Genomic DNA, 18,941 nt, shown 5'->3' with positions numbered 1-18,941 from the left:
GCTGGAGCCGAACCGGCGGCCGATCCCGATCCCGAAGTCGAGGCCGAAGCCGAACCGGTTTCGCCGGCGGCGGCGCCGTACCGGGCGGAAGCCGCCCGCGGCGACGATCAGTGGCATCTCACGGTGCGCAGCCTCGACGATCACCCCCACCGGGGCGAAGTGGGCGCTCTGGTCGTCACGGTGACCCCCGCCGGGTCAGCCGACGGCTTTCCCACCGCGGATCTCGACCACATGCTGCGGGAGTGCGGCTTCGCCCGGGACGGCGACTGGGCCCACACCGAGGAGCGTTGGACCGCCCCCTGCCGCCAGTCCGACACCGGCGCCGCCCCACCGGCCCCTGAGCCGGAGCCCGACCCCGAGCCCGAGGCCGAGTGAGCCCACCCCCGTCCCGGGGCCGGGCCGGCGGTCGGACGATCCCGGAACTGTAGGTTTCGGCTGTGGAGTTGGGAGTTCAACCGGCACATCGTCGGTCCGATCGAGGTCGTCCATGTGTTCCGGGCCGAGGGGTGACCGGGCGCCGGGACACGTAACCCACGCCGGGGGGTGGGCACGTTCCAGACACGGGCGATCCGTATCGCGTAATCCTCGTCCGGTCGGCCGCCACAACGTCGTGGTCGTCCCGCGCGACTGCTCGGGCATCGTCGTGCCGCCTTCCCCGTGTCCGTTCCCTGGGCGGCTCACCGTACTGATCGGGGCGGCGGGGCCCAAGAGGGTTTTTCCGGGGGGAGGGAGACCGCGCAGCAGGTGGGGCGCCTCGCGCAGGCCCGGGGACCCGGGCCACCCCGGCCGCCAGGGGATGTCGGGGTGTGCTGATAACGTCCGATCGCTCTGATCATCCGTGCCCAGCGCACCACCTGGGACGGCGTCGCCGGGTCGCCCGGCAGGGGAGGGACGGACATGCGGGGAAAGGGAAACCGGCGAAGACGGCCGGCGGCCATGGCGGCCTTGGTGGCCGGATCGCTGCTGGCCGTGCTGACGGTGCTTTCCGGGACGGCGGCGTCCGCCGCCGACATGCCGGTCGATCCGGCGCTGCCGACGCCCAGTGCGGCGACCGGCTACGGGTGCGGCGGTGCCGACTGGGTCACGCCGAACCGACTTCCCGGTTTCGACGTCCAACTCGACGTACCCCTGTCGAAGGTGAACAACGTGCGGTATCCGGGCGCCGTGCACGCCTGGGACGTCGACGGTTCGCAGTCGGTCGAGGGGGTCGCGGACCTGATACCGGTCTTCTCGCAGACCGTTCATGTGCCGCTGTCCCTGACGGACGGTCACACGTATGCCTGGAACGCCTCGACGTACGACGGGACCGCCTACTCCACTCCGACGGCGACGTGTTACTTCACGGTGGACTTCAGCTCACCGGCCCCCACCGTCGTCACCAACCCGGACTTCCCGCTGAACGGCGCGCCGGGATCGCCGCTCAAAACCGCTGGGCAGCCGACCACGTTCCACTTCAGTTCGCGGGAAACGCTGCCGGCCGGATGCGCCACGGCCGGTACCGCGGACTGCGGGGTCAGCGGACTCGACCACTTCGTGTACTCCCTCGGCGGATACGAGGGCGACTCCGGCATCCGGGTCCCCGTCGACGCCGACGGCAACGCCAGCGTGACGATGTCCTTGTCCTGGGGCTCGCAGATCCTCGACGTCTCCGCGGTCGACGCGGCGGGCAATCTCAACAACTTGGCCACGTACACCTTCTACGTGCCGTCGCCGCCTCCTCCGCCCGCCGTCACCACCCTGTCCCTGACCGCGCCGAAGTCCGCCACGCGGGCCACGCCGATCAGCGTCACCGGACAGCTCTCCGCCGGCCCGTACCCCTCCGGCGGAGTCGTCCACGTGACCAGGACGGACCTGGGCCACGCCGGCGGCACCGCACTGCCGGACGTCCCTGTCGCCGCCGACGGAACCTTCGGCATCACCGACACCCCGCAGATCGGCGGCGCCAACACCTACCGGGTGAGCTACCCGGGCGACACCGCCCGCCAGGCCGCGGGCGCGTCCGTGACCACGCAGCTCTCCCGCGCCGCCACACCGCTGACCCTGACCGGCAACGCCTCGGTCTACGACTACGGCGGGACCGCGACGCTGACGGCGACCCTCGGCCCGACCTACAACGGCCGCACCGTCTCGATCTGGGCCCAGCCGTACGGGGGCACGAAAATCCTGGTCAAGACCGGCACGGTCGACTCGGCCGGCCGCTTGTCGGCCCTGTACAAGCTCAGCGGCAGCACCACCTTCACCGCCTCCTTTGCCGGTGACTACCGTTACGCTCCCGCGACCGCGGTGCGGACGGGGTACGACCGAGTGGCGCTCGCCGAGACGCTCGGCAACTCCTACGCCAGCGCCCGCATCGGTACGACCCTCTACCGCGTCTACCACCACACGGCCACCGCGGTCCTCAAGGCCGCCGTCACCCCGCGCAAGACCGGCCAGTGCGCCCACTTCCAGGAGCAGCAGTTCTCCGGCGGCGCCTGGCACACCGTCGTGGCGACCGGCTGCTCCCCGCTCAGTTCGGCCGGCACCGCCTACGGCCGGCTCTCCCTGACCCACGCGACCGGCGGCAAGTTCCGCCTCCGCGCCGAGTACGCGGCGAGCGCGAAGGACACCACCAACGTGACCACCTGGGGAGCTTGGGACTACTTCGTGGTCAAGCAGTAGCCGCGGCGGACATCGGTGAGGGGACCACCCGGTTTCGCGGACGGCCGCGACCGTCCGGGCCGGGCGGTCCCCGGGTGGTCAGGAACCGGCCTGACGCCCGACCTCCGGCTCGGCCTCCCGCTCGGCGGACGCGTCGGATCGCGTGGTGCGCCAGCACAGTGAGCGGAACGGCAGGTCGAATTCCTCGTCGCCGACGAGCCCGAGCCGCTCGCGCAGCGTCTGCTCGGCCGTGGCCAGCAATTGCCCCCGCTCCTCGGGGGACAGCAGGATGACGCGGCTGTAGGTGCCCAGGAGCGCGGCAGCGTCACCCGGGGTGCTGCGGCGGGTGCAGGAGAAGGCGCGTTCCTCGGGTTCGGCGAAAGGCGAGCCGGGGGCGAGCAGGTCGCTGCGCAGCCGCTCGCCGCGCGAGGTGTGGCGCTGCGCGGGATCCTGCCGCGCGGTGGCCGGGTCGGGCCGGAGGCCGGAGTACCACTCCGCCACCCAGGGCACCGTGGTGTCCAGGCTGTTCCAGACCACACCCAGCCGGCCGCCGGGCCGCAGCACCCGGCCGATCTCGGGGACGGCCCGGGCCGGGTCGAACCAGTGCCACGCGGAGGCGACGACCACCGCGTCGAGCCGGCCGTCGGGCAGCGGCAGGGCCTCGGCGGTGCCGTTCAGCACGGTGGCGGCGGGGCACCGGGCGGTCAGTTCGGCCCGCATCCGGTCGTCGGGTTCGACCGCCGTCACCTCGGGCACCCGCTCGGTGAGCAGCGTGGTGAGCGTGCCCGCGCCCGCCGCCAGGTCGAGCACTCGCCGGCCGCCGTCGGGCAGGAGCCAGTCCACCGCCGCCTCGCACGGCGCCGGTCGCAGCCGGGCGTACTCCGCCGCGACCGTACCGAACACCCGGGACCGGCGCTCCCGTTCAACGTCTCGATCAGCCATACCGTGGTCTCCTGCGGCTCGGGGTGGGAAGGAGGGGAGCTGCCCTCCCGCAGAGCCTAGGAGAACAGGCGAGAGCGACAGCGCAAGGGGGCTGCCGCCCGGCCCCCCGTCCCGGTCAGCGCCGCGGCTCTCCGCGGGCGCCGGCCAGTCGGTTGTGGTGGTCCAGGAGCTTGGACAGCAGTCCGGTCAACTGCTCCCGCTCCTCGGCCGACAGCGGCGCCAGCAGTTCGTCCTGGCGTTCGGCCAACTGCTCCTCCAGCCGCCGCAGTTGCCGTTTGCCCGCAGTGGTCGGCGAGATGATGTTGCGCCGGCGGTCGGAGGGGTCCGGGGCGCGCTCGACCAGTTCGCGCTCGGCGAGTTCGTTGATCGTCGCGACCATGTCGCTGACATGGATGCCGCTCCGGCGGCCGAGTGCGGCCTGGCTGGCCGGGCCGTACTGCTCCAGCGCCGCGAGCAGGCGGTAGTGGTAACCACGGCCGCCGACGGACGAGAAGCCCTCGGCCACCAGACGTCCGGCGTGGTGGGCGGTCTGGGCGAGCAGCCAACTGGGCAGCCCCTCCCAGCTGGCGGGCGTCTCCTCGTGCGACCGGCCCGGGTCGTGCGACCGGCCCGGGTCGTGCGACCGGCCCGGGTCGTGCGACCGGCCCGGGTCGTGCGACCGGCTCGGGTCGTGCGACCGGCTCGGGTCGTGCGGCGGGACCGGGTCGTGCGGATGGCGCGAAGCGTGCGGACTCTCCATCGGGCAAGTCTACCGAATCGTTGGGCGCACCTATGATTGTGCTATCGTTCGGACGCCGAACGTTTCTCCTGCAAACATTTATGGCCCGAATGAATCTCCCGGAGGAGGGACCATGATCGAACCGTTCCGCATCGACATCCCCCAGGCCGACCTCGACGACCTGGCCGACCGCCTCTCCCGTACCCGCTGGCCCAACGAGGTCGCCGACGCCGGCCGGGACTACGGCTTCCCGCTGGCCCGGCTCCAGGAACTGGCCGAGCGCTGGCGCACCGGCTACGACTGGCGCGAGCACGAGGCCGCACTCAACGAACTCCCGCACTTCACCACCGAGATCGACGGCCAGACCATCCACTTCGTCCACGTCCGGTCCGCGAAACCGGACGCGCTCGCGCTGATCCTCACCCACGGCTGGCCCGGTTCGTTCCTGGAGTTCCTCGACGTCATCGAGCCGCTGTCGCGCGACTTCCACCTGGTGATCCCGTCCATCCCGGGCTACGGCTTCTCCGGTCCGACCCACGAGCGCGGCTGGGACATCACCCGGGTCGCGCGGGCCTGGGCCGAGCTGATGCGCCGCCTCGGCTACCACCGCTACGGCGCCCAGGGCGGCGACTTCGGGGCGGGCATCTCGACGGCGCTCGGCGCGGCGGCACCCGGGCAGGTCATCGGGGTGCACGTCAACTACCTGCCGACCCGCCCGGTCCCGGACGCCGGCATCGAGCTGTCCGCGACCGACGAGGCCCGACTGGACAAGATCCGGCAGCTGATGGAGAACCGTCCCCCGTACCAGTCCCTGCAGGCCGCCACCCCGCAGACCATCGGCTACGCGCTGACCGACTCACCGGTCGGCCAACTGGTCTGGATCGCCGAGCGTTTCGCACAGTGGACCGATCCCCGCTCACCGATCAGCGACGACCGGATCCTCACCGACGTCTCGCTGTACTGGCTGACGGCCACCGCGGCGTCCTCCGCGCGGCTGCACCACGACTCCCCGCGGCGGACCGAGCCGTGCCCGGTACCGGTCGGCGTGGCGGTGTTCGCGCACGACATCACCCAGTCGGTGCGACCGCTCGCCGAGCGGCTCTACGACATCCGGCACTGGTCGGAGTTCGAGCGCGGCGGCCACTTCGCGGCGATGGAGGTACCGGAACTGCTCGCCGAGGACGTCCGGGACTTCTTCCTCGCCCGCATCAAGGAGGAAGCCGTCGGGGTCGGGTGAGCCCGTCCCGATCCGGCGCGGTGGCGGCCGGTGACGGCCTGGCACGGCCTGGCACGACCCGGGGGAGCGGGGACGCGCCCCGGCCCCCGGGTCCGCCGGGTCAGCCCGGCCCGCGCCTGATGCCCCGGCCCCCCGTCCGTCTAGAAGATCAATTCGAGCACGCTCCCAGGGGCGACGTGCCGCTGTCCAAGATCACCCGCTTGCTAGCGTCCTCGCGTGACCCCCATCATGCCCTCCGGGTCGGACTCGGAGTCCTTCGTGCTGCCCTCACCCCAGCAGATGAGCGAATCGTTTCGTCCGGTCCTGCTGAACCCGGCCCATGCCGCCGACGCCGCGGCGCTGGCCGCGCTGCGGGACTCGCCGGTCCTGCGCGAGATCCATGACCGGATCGCGGACCAGGTCACCGAACTCCTGCACTGCCTGTCCCCCGGACACAGCTTCACCCCGCGGTCCCTGGACCGCGCGATCGCCGACACCACGGGCGGACAGCCCGACTCCTACGGCCGGTGGGCCTGGTATCCGTGGTCCGGACGACTGGTGCACGTGCTGCCCGAAGCCGAGTTCCGCCTGGTGCGCACCGACCGCAACCGCGACAAGATCACCCGGGAGCAGCAACAGGGCCTGCTCCGGCGGCGGGTGGGCGTCATCGGGCTGTCGGTGGGCAGTAGCGCCGCGTTGACCTGCGCGATGGAGGGTGTCGGCGGTGCCTTCCGCCTGGCGGACTTCGACCGGCTGAGCCTGTCGAACCTGAACCGGCTGCGCGCCGGAGTCCACGAACTGGGCGCGGAGAAAAGCCTGCTGTGTGCCCGGCGCATGTACGAACTGGACCCCTACCTGGACATCGAGGTCCACCGCAGCGGCGTCACCGAGGAGACCGTCGAGGACTTCTTCGGCGCCGGCAGCCGCGCCCTGGACCTGCTGATCGAGGAGTGCGACACCCCCTGGGTGAAGGTCGCCGCCCGCGAACACGCCCGCCGCCGACGCATTCCCGTCCTCATGGACGCCAACGACCGCGGCCTGCTCGACATCGAGCGTTTCGACCTCGAACCGGACCGCCCGCTCTTCCACGGCCGCACCGGCGCGACCACCGCCGCCGACGTACGCGGCCTCGACCCGGCCGAGACCGTCCGCTTCCTGCTCCGTGTCGTCGACGAGCAGCGCCTGAGCCCCGCCATGGCCGACGCGCTCACCCGGGTCGGCCACTCCCTGTCCAGCTGGCCCCAACTCGCCAGCGGCGTCATGCTCGGCGCGGCCCTGGTCGCCGACACCGCCCGCCGCATCCTGCTCGGCCGGCCCGTCCCCTCGGGGCGCCACTACCTCGACCTCGACGCGCACATCCCCGCCCCCGCCGCCCTGCCCGCCCCCCACGGAGCCACCCGGTGAACCGCATCCCCGACCTCCGCGGTGACCACCTGCGGCTGCGGGAACTGCGCGCCGGCGACCACGACGCCTTCGCGCGCATCCTCACCAACCGCATCCTCACCCGCTACCTGGGCGTCGACCGCATGGACGCCGACCAGGCCCACGACACCTTCGCCCAGAGCCTCGCCCAGCCGCACACCCACCCGCGGCGCAAGTACACCCTCGCCGTCTGCACCCTGGACGACGACGCCCTCGTCGGCACGATGGGACTGCTCGTCGAGGACTACGGGAGCAACGCGATGCTCACCAGCCTCGTGCTGCTGCCCGGCGCTCCCGTGCGGGGCCACGGCCACGAAGCCGGCCGCCTGCTGATGGCCTACGGCTTCGGCCCGCTGGGCCTGCACCGCATCTGGGCCGGCCACCGCAGCGACCACCGCTTCATGCCGCAGGTGATGCACGCGGCGGGCCTGCGCCCCGAAGCCACCCTCCGCCAGCTCTTCCGCACCCAGGGATGCTGGCACGACGTCACCAGCTACGCCGCCGTCGCCCCCGAGTGGAAACTCCAGGCCACCGACAGCGAACTGGCGATCCTCGACAGCGCGGTCCGGCTCGACAGGGTCTGAGCGGCCCGCGCCGTCCGGGCGCGGTCCGGCGGCCGCGGCACCACCCCGGCGGTCCGGCTCAGCGCTCACGGCACGGCGGCCCAGGAGACGGTGAAGTTCCCCGCGGCGGTGATCGGCGAGACGACCGTGCCTGCCGCCTGCTGGACCTGCGGGTTCGCCAGGGCCAGGCTGCGGCCGTTGGCGGTGGCCGCGGTGAACGCGGCGATGACGGCGGAGCGGACGATCGGGCGCGGCGGACCCGCCGACGGGACATCGGTCAGCACTTCGGCGGAGGACAGGCCGGCTCCGGCGAGTGTCTTCTTCGCCGAGGCGGTCCAGCCGGCCGTGGTGTCCGCGACGGTCAGCGTGAAGGTGCCGCTCCCGTCGGTGGTGACACTGGCCCGCACGGCGTCGCCGGCCCTGACCGGATTCGGGAGGTGACCGGGTACGCCGGATACAGCTCGTACCAGGCGTACATGGTGGCGGGGGCGGTGGTGCCGGAGCACTGGCCGCTGGTGCCGGCCTGCTCGACGGTCCGGTCGGTGGCCCCGTCCAGACCCACCCAGGAGGAGGTGCTGTCGGACCCGTCGGTGGAGCAGGCGAGCTGCGGCTGGGTCCAGGCGGCCGACACGGAGGTGTACCGGCCGCCGGTGGCCACATAGCCCGACTCGCCCGATCCGCCGGTGAACGGCACGCCGTGCGGCGCGGCGGCGCGAGCGGGTGCGGCGCCCCACGCGGCACTCCAGCCGGCGAGCAGGGCGCCGCTGAGAGCGAGGACGGCGGGCAGGCGTCGTAAGGGTGTCATCGTGCTGCTCCTCGTCACGGAGTCCACTGCTGTCCGGCGACGCGCGGGTCCGAGCGTCGGGGGCGCGTACCGCTGCGGGAGCCATCGTCCCGCGCGGGGCGTCGCCGGGAAAGGGCGCCACCGGGCAGCCTGTTCACCTAGTGTTCACTTTCGGGCGGGCAAACACCGGGCCCTCGCAGCAGTCCAACTGACCGCAGAACAAAGGTGCGACCGGCCCGGGACCCATGCCCCCGGGCCCGGCGCGCTCGTCAGGGGGGCGGAACGCACGTGGCGCACAGAACGACAAGGCTCGTGGTGACGGCCGCGGTGATGGCGGTCGCCGCGGGCCTGCCCGCGATCGGGCCGGCCGTCGCGGACACCGGGGGGATGCCGACGATCACGGTCCAGCCGGACTACTCGCCGGTGCCGCAGTCCACCGACATCAGGGCCGCGAACGAGGCCGGCTATCTGGACGGCACGACCTGGCGCGGCTTCGACGGCTCCACCAGGCCGGACCAGCCCCGCGCCAATGCCTACAGCGGCGCCTACGGGTTGGTGCAGCCGGACGCGGGGTCCACCTCGGGGATCTGGCGCATCTACGACTACGCCGACGGGACGTCGGTAAACATACGGCTGCCCAACACCGATGACCCGTGGGGTGGTTCCTTCACCCCGGACTCTCTCCTGGTCGACCGGCGCGAGGCCACCTCGGCTGCAACGCTGCATGTCCTCCAGGCGTCGCCGGCGGGCGGCGAGCAGATCGACCACGCGGTGCAGGGCCTTCCCGCGGACTGGTCGGGGCTCGTCTCCACGGCTGTCGACGGGACAAGGGCGGCGGTCGTCTACGGGACGGCGAATGGCAATCGGCTCGGTGAACTGGACCTGAAGACTTATCAGTTCACGCCCTTCACGAAATCCGCGGACTTCACCCTCTCCGGGCCGGTGGCGCTGAGCGGCGACCACGTGGTGGCCACCATGTCGGGGAAGGGCCTGGGGACGTTCAACTGGAACAGTCCCGGCAGCGGTCCGGCCGTCGACGCCTTCCCCGCCGACGTGGGCACCACGCCCACGGCCGTCGCGGTACTCGGCGACTGGGTGGTGTTCGAGGGTCAGTACCCGTCGTACATCGTGAAGGCGACGCCGATCGGGAAGAACGAGTGGCAGACCGTGCTGGACCGTTCGGCGGAGCCCCTGATCACCGGTGGGACCTCGGGCACCGCGATCGTCGCCGGCGGAACGGACGCGCGGCACTGGGGGGTGCTGCGCCTCGCGGCGACGCCGGACGGCCCGCCCGCGGCGCAGACGCTGGCGCCGCTCCCCGCACTGTCCTTGTGGCAGGGCGGCGGCCTGGCGTTCGCGGATCGCCGGTTGCTGGTGGCGGAGCACGACCCGAATGTCGAGTTCGGCGACGACGTCACCGCGCTGGACATCACCCGCACCGCTGCCGGGGAGCTCGGTTCGGCTCCGGCCAACGCTTCTTTCTCGATGGCCACCCCGGCCGGGCAGGACGACTGCGTGGGCGCCTGCCGCCGCTTGACCGCCGACGAGGCGGTATCCGTGCTGAACGACGCGGACACCACCGTCGTCGCGATGGCCGGTCACTACCGGGTCGTCCGCGACAACCACACCGGGCAACAGCGGCTCGAGGACGTCTGGGGCGCGCCCCAAACGGTCAAGGTGCTGGCGTCCGGTGCGGCGGCCCTGTGGGGCGGCACGCTGTGGACCCCGGGGACAGCCACGGGGACCGTGGTGCCGACGGACGCCGCGACCCTCAAGGCGGGCGCCGCGGTGACGCTGGGCGCGCCCTGCGTCCCGCGCGAACTGCAGGCCGTCACCAGCCGGTTGTACTGGTCCTGCGGTCCGGACGGCCCGGCGGGCGTCTTCGACCGGTCGACCGGGAAGAGCACCGCGGTGCCCTCCGGCCTCGCCCAACTGGGTGACGGGTATCTGGTGAGTCAGGACGACACGGCCGGGAAACTGCGGATCACCTACCTGCCCGGCGCCGTACCCGCCGCCCAGGTCGGCACCGCCGATCTCGCGCCGCTGCCCGCCGTCCAAGGCGCCCCCGACGACCAGCGCGGCCTGTACTGGGCGGTGGACCGGTTCGGCGGCGGCGTCGCCTGGTTCGACGCTTCCGGAGCGGTGCAGGTGGCGCTCCCGCAGGTGAGCACCTCGCCCCTGGAGATCACGGCGACCGAGGTGGGGGACCCGCACCTGAGGACCGACATGCCGAGCTGGGATTCCTACTTCGAGTTCTCCCAGCCGCTCGCCTCCTGGACGCTGCAACTGCGCGACACGCGCACCGGAGCACTCACCTGGCAGACCTCGGGAGGGCCGCTCATCGGCAGTCTCTGGATCAGCGGCTGGAACGCGCGTGACCCGCTGACCGGCCTGCCGGTTCGCAGCGGCACCTACAGCTGGACGCTGTCCGCGACTCCCGTGGACGACGCCGCGGCCGGTGTGAAGCTGTCCGGGCAGATCACCGCGAAGTCGATGGAGCCGCGCGACTACGGATCCGGCGTCACCTCCGGGGACGACGGCATCGGCGACCTGTTCACGGTGAGTTCGAAGGGCGTGCTGGAACTCCAGGCGGGCAACGGCCGGGGCGGCGTCGACCCGCACCGCAGGACCGTGACCGGCTGGTCGTCGGCTTCGACGCTGATCCCGTTCGGCGACCTGCTCGGTTACCGGTGCAACGACGTGCTGGAGCGCACCTCCGCGGGCGAGCTGAAGGTGTGGCAGGGCAGTTGCAACTCGGACTTCTCCCCGAACAACCGCAGCACCTCGCTGGGCACCGGCTGGAACGCGTACACCACGCTGCTCTCGTCGGGCGACGAGAACGGCGACGGGCGCCCCGACCTCCTCGGGCGCGACAAGGCGGGCGATCTGTGGATGTTCGCCAACGACGGCAAGGGCGGTCTCAAGCCCCGGGTCAAGGTGGGCTCCGGCCTGTCGGGCTACACCATGCTGGTGGGCGCGGGGGATCTCAACGGTGACGGGTTCGGTGACCTGGTCGCCCGCGACCGCTCCGGCGTGCTGTGGCGCTGGCTGGGCAACGGCAAGGGCGGCTGGAGCGCCAAGGCCCAGGTCGGTACCGGCTTCAACTCCTTCAACGCCCTGGTGGGAGTGGGGGACTTCGACGGCGACGGCAAGGCCGACCTGGTCGGCCGCAGCACTGCGGGCAACGTCTTCCGCTGGAGCGGCACCGGCAAGGGCACCTTCGCCGGGGGCGCCCGGATCGCCACCGGATGGAGCAGCTACCGCGCCCTGTACTGAGCCGGCCCGCGCCTGACCCGCGACCGCAAACCTCCGACCCCCGACCTCCGGCCGGCCCGGCCGTCCCCGCCACGCGCGGGACGCCGGGCCGGCCGCGTCACGACCTGACCGTCCCTCGGCCGCCCGTGCCTGGTCAGGCGGCCGCTCGTGCCCGGTCAGGCGGGCGCCGTCGGCGGTGTCCGATCCAGGAGGTGGTGCATGACGCTTTCGGGGAGAACGGGATTCGCTGCGGCGGCGGCCGCGGTCGCCGTGTCGTACAGGAGCCCGGCCAGGACGTGCGCGGGCAGCCGCGAGTCGGCCGCCGCCGCGTTCCTGATGCCGTGGTCAGGGTCGTCCAGCAGTCGGATCACCGATGCGGAGGACAGGCGCTCGTCGCGCAGGGCCCGCCAGCGGACGCCGTTGTCCGGGTCCCGGCTGAGCCGCTCGACCAGATCGGCCGGCGCTTCCGGGTCGAGGAGAGCGAGCTCACGCATCCGGGGATGGGGATCGTCCGCGTAGCTCAGGGTGTGCTCCCGGGGGAAGTTGGGGTGCTCGACCAGCCGTGCGGCCGAGTAGCCCTCCCAGGTCCGCACCATTTCCAGCAGCAGCTCCGCCGGGGCCTGGTCGCAGTGCTCGGCCAGCAGCAGCCGGACCACCCAGTCCTCGTCGTGCGCCAGCAGGTCGACCACGTCGTCCGGCAGGTTCCTCGCGCACGCGGCGTCGCGGCGCAGCAGTACGTGCGAGGAGGTGGCGCAGCGGCGCATGGCCTCCGCGTCGTCCGCCAGGTCCCGCACCCATTCAACCGGGCTGTAGCGGACGTTCGGGGCGAGCTCGACCGCTATGCGGGAGCGTTCCGCTTCGGTGAGGTCCGGGCGGACGGAGATCCGCAGGCGCACCTGGGGGTCGGGGTCCTGGCCGAGCAGCGCGACCAGGTCGGCGTCCAGGCCGGCGTTCAGAGCGGTGGCGCCGCGCAGCGCGGTCTCGGCGCCGCGGACCAGGGTTTCGGCCAGCTCGCGGTCGAGTTCGCATCCTTCGGCGGCGCGTTCGCGATGCCGGTCGTCCGGCAGCCCGGCGAAGGCGGCGGCCGACAGCGGCGTGGAGCGGTGGTGCCCGATCACGGCGTCAGCCCGGACCCCGGGGTCGGGGTCCGCCAGAAGGGCCGCCTGGCCCGAGGGTTCCAGGTGGGTCCACGCGCGCGGAACGGCGCACCGGCGCACCTGCGGGTCCGGATCGGTGGCGAGCGCCACGAGATGCCGGGTCGGCAGATGGCGGTGCAGGGCCGCTTCGGCGCGCACCCGGGGGTCGGGATCGTTGGCGAGCTGGGTGAACGTCGCCTCGGTGAGCGCGAGTTGATCGTCCACGGCCCAGACCAGGAGCACCAATCGGTGCTTGGGGTCCGGGTCCTGGAAGAGCTGGGCGCGCTCCTCGGGGCTGAGCAGCCCGCGGCCCGCCAGGGCGAAGCGCACCCGCCACTCCGGGTGGGCGAGCCAGGCACTGACCACCTCTTCGGGGAGCTTTCGCCAGGTCAGGTAGGCGGGCACTCGTTTCCCGGGGGCGACATCGAGCAGCCGGAGCAGGACGGGCGCGGGGGCGGCGCGATGTCTGGCCAGCCCTTCGCGCCACGCCTGACCGAGCGCGGCCGAAGCGGTCTGCCGGCGCAGCACCGAACTCCACGCCGCCGCCGGTGTTCCGTTGTCTCCACCTGTCATGGCGGCCATCCTCCCCCGCGGGACGACCCGTTGCAGAAGTTTGACGCAACTTTGGAGAGCGCTCTCCCATCTCTTTCGCCTGCTGAGGGGGACACTCTTCCTGGCCGAGGCGGCACTTCCGCCCCGGCACCCGCACGCACCACCGCACCCCACCCATCACCACACGCACCCCCACGCACCGCCCCCCGCACCACCGCACCCGCGCACCACCGCACCACCGACATGCCGCTGCGGACAATCCGCGGATCCGGTCTGCTCAGTCGCGCCCAGTCGCGGCTCGGCGGTGCCGGACGCGCGGGAGCGAGCCGTCCGCGGGGGCCCGCAGACACCGTCCGGCGCCGGCCGGGCCGGTCGGCCCGCACGCCCACCGCCGACCGACCGAGCGGTACGGAGCCGGAGAAGAAGATCAGGCAACCGAAGGGAATGCAATGAGGCTGCTCCCTCACCTGCGTCCGCCGGCGCCCGCGCGCGGCAGATCGCGACCGCCCCACCGCCGGCCCACGGTCCGCGCGCTGCTCGTGGCCACGGCCCTGTTCGCCCTGTCCCTGGCCGGGGCGCACACCTCGGCCTTCGCGGCCGGCAGCGGCGCCTTCGGCGGCACCCCGGCCGCCGTCCCCGGCACGGTCCAGGCGGCCAACTACGACACCGGCGGCCAGGGCGTCGCGTACAACGCCACCGCCGGCAACGGCAGTGCCAACAGCTACCGTTCCGACGGGATCGACCTCGAGACCACCGCGGACACGCAGGGCACCGGGGCGCCCGGCGGCGCGTACGACCTCGGCTGGACCACGCCCGGCCAGTGGTTCAAGTACACCGTCCAAGCGGCCACCGCCGGGACCTACAACGTCGCCTTCCGGCTTGCCTCGCCGTACGGGATCACCGACGCGCTGCACATCGCGAACGCGGCCGGCACCAATCTGACCGGCGCGGTCGCCGTTCCGAACACCGGCGGCTACGAGACCTGGACCACGGTCACCGTCCCCGTCACCCTGCCGGCCGGCCAGCAGACGCTCACCGTCGACCAGGACTCCAACGGCTGGAACTTCCACGCCATGGCCTTCACCCAGGGCTCGAACGGCGGCGGAGGCGGCGGGGGCGGCGGAGGCGGCGGCACCGGTCCGACCGAGTACTGCGGTACGCAGGACCTCGCCCTGGACCAGCCGACCACGGCCTCCTCGACCCAGGACGCCACCGATTACCCGGCGCCCCGCGCCACCGACGGCGACCCCGGCAGCCGCTGGTCCAGCGCGGCCAGCGACCCGCAGTGGCTGGAGGTCGACCTCGGTTCCCAGCAGCAGATCTGCGGCGTGGGCATCCTGTGGGAGGCCGCGTACGCCAAGGCGTTCCAGGTCGAGGTGTCCACCAACAACTCGACGTGGACCTCGATCTACTCCACGACGGCCGGCACCGGCGGGAGCCAGTCGATCACCGCCTCAACGACCGCCCGCTACGTCCGCATGGACGGCACCGCGCGGGCCACCTCCTTCGGCTATTCGATCTTCGAGCTCGCCGTCTACGGCCTGACCACGGTGGCCCCGGTCACCGGCGGCAACGGCACCGGCGGCAACGGTGTCTGCCCGTGGGTCGGCTCCACCGCGCCGGTCGCCCAGCGGGTCCAGCAGGTGCTCGACACCATGGACCAGGCCGAAGAGGTCACCCTGGCCTCCGGCGACGGCAGTTCGGGTTACATCGGCCAGGTCGCCGGCATCCCGAACCTGTGCGTCCCGTCGCTGAACCTCGAGGACGGCCCGTCCGGCGTCGGCGACGGGAACGGCGGCGTCACGGCCTTCCCCGACGGCGAGAGCGCCGCCGCGACCTGGGACCCGGCCCTGATCGACCAGGAGGGCATCGCCAAGGGAGCCGAGTTCGCCGGCAAGGGCGCCAACGTCGCGCTCGGCCCGACGACCAATCTGGTGCGCGACCCGCGCTGGGGCCGCACCTACGAGACCTACGGCGAGGACCCGTACCTGGCCGGCCAGATCACCTCCGCGGAGGTCGAGGGCCTGCAGAGCCAGGGCGTGATGGCCGAGGTCAAGCACGCCGCCGCCTACGACCAGGAGCGCTACCCGAACGGCGGCGACGACGAGACGGTCAGCCAGAAGGCGCTCGAAGAGCTCTACCTGGCGCCCTTCCAGAGCGCCATCGAGCAGTCCGCACCGGGCTCGGTGATGTGCTCCTACGCGGTGGTCAACGGCGCGCCCTCCTGCGCGAACGCGGACATGCTGCAGGACGGACTCGACGAGCAGGCGAACTACGGCGGCTTCGTCGTCTCCGACTGGGGCGCCGCGGGCAACGCCGTCGCGGACGCCGAGGGCGGTATGGACATAGCGATGCCGTTCTCCGACGCCGGCGACGTGGCCGCCGCCCTGTCGGCCGGCACGCTGAAGCAGGGGACCCTGAACGCCATCGTGGCCAGGATCCTGACCCAGATGTTCGCCTTCGGCCTGTTCGACAACCCGCAGACCGGCTCGCTCTCGGCCACCGTCACCAGCACGGCGCACCAGCAGACCGCGCTGAAGCTCGGCGAGGAGGGCACCGTGCTGCTGAAGAACAACGGCCTGCTGCCGCTCAACGCGAACATGACCGGCTCCATCGCGGTGATCGGCACCGACGGCGGCGCCGGAGTCGAACTCGCCGGCGGCGGCAGCGGCGGAGTCGACAGTTCCAACACCGTCTGGCCGCTGACCGGCATTCAGAACGCGGTCGGGCCTAACGTCAAGGTCACCTACACGGCCGGCGACGACAACGGCACCGCCGACATCCCGCAGGCGGTCGCCGCCGCCCAGGGGGCCACCGACGCGATCGTCTACGTCAGCGCCCCCGAGGGCGAGGAGAGCGACCTGGCCACGCTCGACCTGTCCAGCGCCGACGAGACGATGATCAACGACGTGGCCGCGGCGAACCCGCACACCATCGTGGTGATCAACAGCGGCTCGCCGGTGGTCATGCCGTGGCTGAACAACGTCGCCGGCGTGTTCGAGAACTGGTACGGCGGCGGGGAGACCGGCGCCGCCACGGCCGCGCTGATCTTCGGCACCGCCGACCCGTCCGGCAAACTGCCGGTCACCTTCCCCGGCAGCCTGAGCCAGGTCCCGGCCCAGACCACCGCGCAGTGGCCGGGCACCCCGACCGGGCCGATCTACAGCGAGGGAGCGGACATCGGCTACCGCTGGTACCAGTCCCAGAACATCACCCCCGCCTTCCCGTTCGGATTCGGCCTGTCCTACACGAAGTTCGCCTTCTCCAACCTCAGCGTCGGCGCCTTCAACGCGGGCGGCACGGCCACGGTGACCGCGACGGTCACCAACACCGGGTCGGTGGCGGGCGCGGACGTGGCCCAGATGTACGTCGGCGACCCGGCCGCCAGCCAGGACCCGCCCGAGCAGTTGAGCGGCTTCCAGCGCGTCACGCTCAACCCCGGGCAGAGCTCGACGGTGACCTTCCCGCTGACCGTCCACGACCTGGCCTCCTGGTCGGCGGCGGACAACCAGTGGGAGGCCGCCGCGGGCGGGTACTCGATCAAGGTCGGGGACGCGTCCAACAACCTGCCGCTGACCGGCTCGACCAGCCTCGCCCAGACGCTGACCGGGCAGGTCGCGGCAGGCGCCTCGGGCGCGGGTGTCTCGCTGCCCAACACGGCGGTCAGCGCGAACGTCACCGCGAACTCGGGCGTGCCGGGCGCGGAGACGGTCGGCGTGGTCAACCCCTTCGGCTACAGCAGCCCGAAGGGCAAGGCGGTCTCCTTCGCCGTGCAGGCCGTGGACTCCAACACCTCGCAGACCCTGACCTTCACCGCGAGCGGGCTGCCGCCCGGCATCACGATCGCGTCGAACGGCACGGTCTCCGGTTCCGGCAGCACGCTCGGCACCTACACGGTGACGGTGACGGCCAAGGACACCCAGGGAGTCTCCGGTACGGCCACCTTCGTGTGGTCCGTCGTGCAGTGAGCGCGGTGCCCCGCCGGCCGGGGCACCGCGACCGACCGCGGTAGGGAACACGCCGCCGCGCGGACCGGCCACCCCGTCCGGACCGCGCGGCGGCGCCCGCGTCGACCCGCCACCGCGTGGGCTTGAACGACTGTTGGAGCGATGGTCGTTGGCCCGCCATCACGCGGACTCGCGGGATTGGCCCGGGCTTTGCAAGCTGTAGGCCATGCTCACACGCAGAGATGCGCTCCGACTGATGAGTGTCTCCACGGGCCTGGCCGCGTTCAGCGGCCCCGAACTCCTCGCCCGGGCGGCGGCGTCCGCCGGCCCCGGGGTTCGCAGACGCGGTACGAACGGGATCGAGCACGTGGTGGTGCTCATGATGGAGAACCGTTCGTTCGACCACTTCCTGGGCTGGCTGCCGGGCGCGGACGGTCGCCACGACCTGACCTTCCCCGCACCCGACGGCAAGCTCTACCCCAACTACCCGCTGGCGCCCGACTTCCAGGGATGCGGCTACAGCGACCCCGACCACAGCTGGGAAGGCTTCCTCGTCCAGTCCAACGGCAGGCGGATGGACGGCTTCCTCCAGCGGCCGACCGTGGCGGAGCCCGTCGCGGGCCTGACACCGGCCGCCGCCAACACCTTCCCGATCGGGTACTACACCAACCTCGACCGGCACCACCGCCGCAAGACGGTCCCCGACCTCCCCGTCCTCGGCGCCCTGGCCGAGCACTACACGGTTCTCGACCGCTACTTCTGCTCCTTCGCGGGCGAGACCTTCCCCAACCGCTTCTACCAGCACGCGGCCCGCACCGACCGCGACCACAACTCCAACACGCTCTCCGCGCTGCCGACCATCTGGGACCAGCTCTCGCCGATCCCGAACGACCAGGGCATCCCCACCGGCGGTTACTTCTTCCGGGACTCGCCCTTCCTGGCGCTGTGGGGCACCAAGTACTTCCCGTTCTGGCACCCGTTCGCCGACGGCGACACCGACGCGCTCGGCATCCCCGTCACCACGCCGTCCTTCCTGGACACCGTGGCCGCCGGACAACTGCCCAACGTCAGCTTCATCGACCCCGCCTTCGACGCGGAGGGCAACGGCACATCCGCCGACGACCACCCCTTCGCGGACATCCGGCTGGGCGAGCGGTTCATCGCGGACACCTACCACGCGCTGGCGGACGCGGGATACCTGGACAACACCGTGCTCGTCATCACCTACGACGAGTGGGGCGGCTTCTACGACCACGTGCCGCCGCCACGCGTCACCGACGACACCGACCCGGCGGACGTCGACCACACCGGGGACGGCACGGTGCCCGTCGAGGGCCGGTTGCAGCCCGACTACACCCAACTGGGCTTCCGGGTGCCGACCGTCGTGGTGTCCAACCGTGCCCCGGACCGGATCGTGCACCACGGCCCCTTCGAGCACGCGTCCACCCTGAAGATGATCGAGTCCACCTTCGGACTGCGCCCGCTCACCGCGCGCGACACGCATGCCGAGGACCTGGGCCAGGTCCTGCAGCACACCCCGCGCCGCCCGGTCCCGGCCGGCGCGATCCCCCGCAGCAGCCAGGTGCTGGGCCCGGTGACCGACGCGGCAGCCGTCTGCTCGGCCGGCAGCACCCCCTCGATCTCGCCCGACCCGGTCGGCGTCCACCACCACGACGACCATGCGCGTCCGGTGCCGGTGCGGCCCCAGGTCAACGGCATGGACGCGTTCGGCCGCGCGTTCCGCGAGGGCAACCGCGGATAAGCCCGCG

13 protein-coding genes are annotated in these 18,941 nt (G+C 72.4%); 8 read left to right on the top strand and 5 right to left on the bottom strand.

The features are described 5' to 3' along the window. Positions 1-123 precede the first annotated feature (123 nt). Positions 124-375, top strand: coding sequence for a hypothetical protein (locus GA0115240_RS26395; protein ID WP_093740357.1), 252 nt, complete (start codon positions 124-126; stop codon positions 373-375). Positions 376-936: 561 nt separating this feature from the next. Next, positions 937-2,658 carry a hypothetical protein gene (locus GA0115240_RS26390; protein WP_093740355.1) on the top strand — a complete coding sequence of 574 codons (1,722 nt, stop codon included), beginning with the start codon at positions 937-939 and terminating at the stop codon, positions 2,656-2,658. A 78-nt stretch (positions 2,659-2,736) separates the two neighbouring features. Here GA0115240_RS26390 and GA0115240_RS26385 read toward each other — a convergent pair whose 3' ends face one another. Together GA0115240_RS26385 and GA0115240_RS26380 are read right to left on the bottom strand one after the other, a co-directional pair. Continuing rightward, positions 2,737-3,579, bottom strand: a complete 843-nt coding sequence (locus tag GA0115240_RS26385) for a class I SAM-dependent methyltransferase (protein WP_093740353.1) — start codon at positions 3,577-3,579, stop codon at positions 2,737-2,739. Between the two features lie 115 nt (positions 3,580-3,694). Beyond that, positions 3,695-4,318 carry a MarR family winged helix-turn-helix transcriptional regulator gene (locus GA0115240_RS26380; RefSeq protein ID WP_093740351.1) on the bottom strand — a complete coding sequence of 208 codons (624 nt, stop codon included), beginning with the start codon at positions 4,316-4,318 and terminating at the stop codon, positions 3,695-3,697. 112 nt (positions 4,319-4,430) lie between these two features. Between GA0115240_RS26380 and GA0115240_RS26375 the strand changes: the two genes are divergently transcribed. The 3 genes from GA0115240_RS26375 to GA0115240_RS26365 all read left to right on the top strand — a co-directional run bounded on the left by GA0115240_RS26375 (position 4,431) and on the right by GA0115240_RS26365 (position 7,519). After that, positions 4,431-5,534 (top strand): epoxide hydrolase family protein, encoded by a 1,104-nt coding sequence (locus GA0115240_RS26375; protein ID WP_093740349.1) that lies wholly within the window; start codon positions 4,431-4,433, stop codon positions 5,532-5,534. A 216-nt stretch (positions 5,535-5,750) separates the two neighbouring features. Continuing rightward, entirely contained in the window at positions 5,751-6,917 is a 1,167-nt protein-coding gene (locus GA0115240_RS26370; RefSeq protein WP_256069991.1) for a ThiF family adenylyltransferase, read from the top strand. Beyond that, the gene (locus GA0115240_RS26365; protein WP_093740347.1) at positions 6,914-7,519 is read left to right on the top strand and encodes a GNAT family N-acetyltransferase; all 606 of its coding nucleotides are present in this window, start codon (positions 6,914-6,916) and stop codon (positions 7,517-7,519) included. Before GA0115240_RS26370 ends, GA0115240_RS26365 begins: the two co-directional genes overlap by 4 nt. 65 nt (positions 7,520-7,584) lie before the next feature. Here GA0115240_RS26365 and GA0115240_RS26360 read toward each other — a convergent pair whose 3' ends face one another. Together GA0115240_RS26360 and GA0115240_RS26355 are read right to left on the bottom strand one after the other, a co-directional pair. Next, a complete protein-coding gene (locus GA0115240_RS26360; RefSeq protein WP_093740345.1) occupies positions 7,585-7,905 on the bottom strand; it encodes a hypothetical protein in 321 nt (106 codons plus the stop codon). Continuing rightward, on the bottom strand, positions 7,860-8,303 hold the full coding sequence (locus GA0115240_RS26355) for a G1 family glutamic endopeptidase (RefSeq protein ID WP_093740343.1): 444 nt from the start codon (positions 8,301-8,303) through the stop codon (positions 7,860-7,862). The genes GA0115240_RS26360 and GA0115240_RS26355 overlap by 46 nt, the downstream gene beginning before the upstream one ends. Before the next feature lie 267 nt (positions 8,304-8,570). On the opposite strand from GA0115240_RS26355, the gene GA0115240_RS26350 reads away from it, so the two are divergent. After that, complete coding sequence (locus GA0115240_RS26350; protein WP_141708974.1) at positions 8,571-11,558, top strand: FG-GAP repeat domain-containing protein; 2,988 nt, start codon at positions 8,571-8,573, stop codon at positions 11,556-11,558. Positions 11,559-11,713: 155 nt separating this feature from the next. Here the strand turns inward: GA0115240_RS26350 and GA0115240_RS26345 are convergent, their stop codons facing one another. After that, complete coding sequence (locus tag GA0115240_RS26345; RefSeq protein ID WP_141708973.1) at positions 11,714-13,246, bottom strand: PE-PGRS family protein; 1,533 nt, start codon at positions 13,244-13,246, stop codon at positions 11,714-11,716. A gap of 518 nt (positions 13,247-13,764) precedes the next feature. Between GA0115240_RS26345 and GA0115240_RS26340 the strand changes: the two genes are divergently transcribed. Beyond that, a complete protein-coding gene (locus tag GA0115240_RS26340; protein WP_202451754.1) occupies positions 13,765-17,193 on the top strand; it encodes a glycoside hydrolase family 3 C-terminal domain-containing protein in 3,429 nt (1,142 codons plus the stop codon). Between the two features lie 235 nt (positions 17,194-17,428). Then, positions 17,429-18,934: an alkaline phosphatase family protein gene (locus GA0115240_RS26335; RefSeq protein WP_161302468.1), complete on the top strand. Its 1,506-nt coding sequence runs from the start codon at positions 17,429-17,431 to the stop codon at positions 18,932-18,934. Positions 18,935-18,941: the final 7 nt, after the last annotated feature.

The sequence above is a fragment of the Streptomyces sp. DvalAA-14 genome, from assembly GCF_900091855.1.
In the GTDB taxonomy this organism is placed as follows: domain Bacteria; phylum Actinomycetota; class Actinomycetes; order Streptomycetales; family Streptomycetaceae; genus Actinacidiphila.
The sequence above is the reverse complement of the archived record's forward strand: the minus strand, read 5'-3'. Positions and strand labels throughout refer to the sequence as shown.

Bases quoted from the DNA above. Each gene is read 5' to 3' on its own strand.
- GA0115240_RS26390 (WP_093740355.1), top strand. From the start codon at position 937: ATGGCGGCCTTGGTGGCCGGATCGCTGCTGGCCGTGCTGACGGTGCTT.
- GA0115240_RS26385 (WP_093740353.1), bottom strand. From the start codon at position 3,579: ATGGCTGATCGAGACGTTGAACGGGAGCGCCGGTCCCGGGTGTTCGGT.
- GA0115240_RS26380 (WP_093740351.1), bottom strand. From the start codon at position 4,318: ATGGAGAGTCCGCACGCTTCGCGCCATCCGCACGACCCGGTCCCGCCG.
- GA0115240_RS26375 (WP_093740349.1), top strand. From the start codon at position 4,431: ATGATCGAACCGTTCCGCATCGACATCCCCCAGGCCGACCTCGACGAC.
- GA0115240_RS26355 (WP_093740343.1), bottom strand. From the start codon at position 8,303: ATGACACCCTTACGACGCCTGCCCGCCGTCCTCGCTCTCAGCGGCGCC.
- GA0115240_RS26345 (WP_141708973.1), bottom strand. From the start codon at position 13,246: ATGACAGGTGGAGACAACGGAACACCGGCGGCGGCGTGGAGTTCGGTG.
- GA0115240_RS26335 (WP_161302468.1), top strand. From the start codon at position 17,429: ATGAGTGTCTCCACGGGCCTGGCCGCGTTCAGCGGCCCCGAACTCCTC.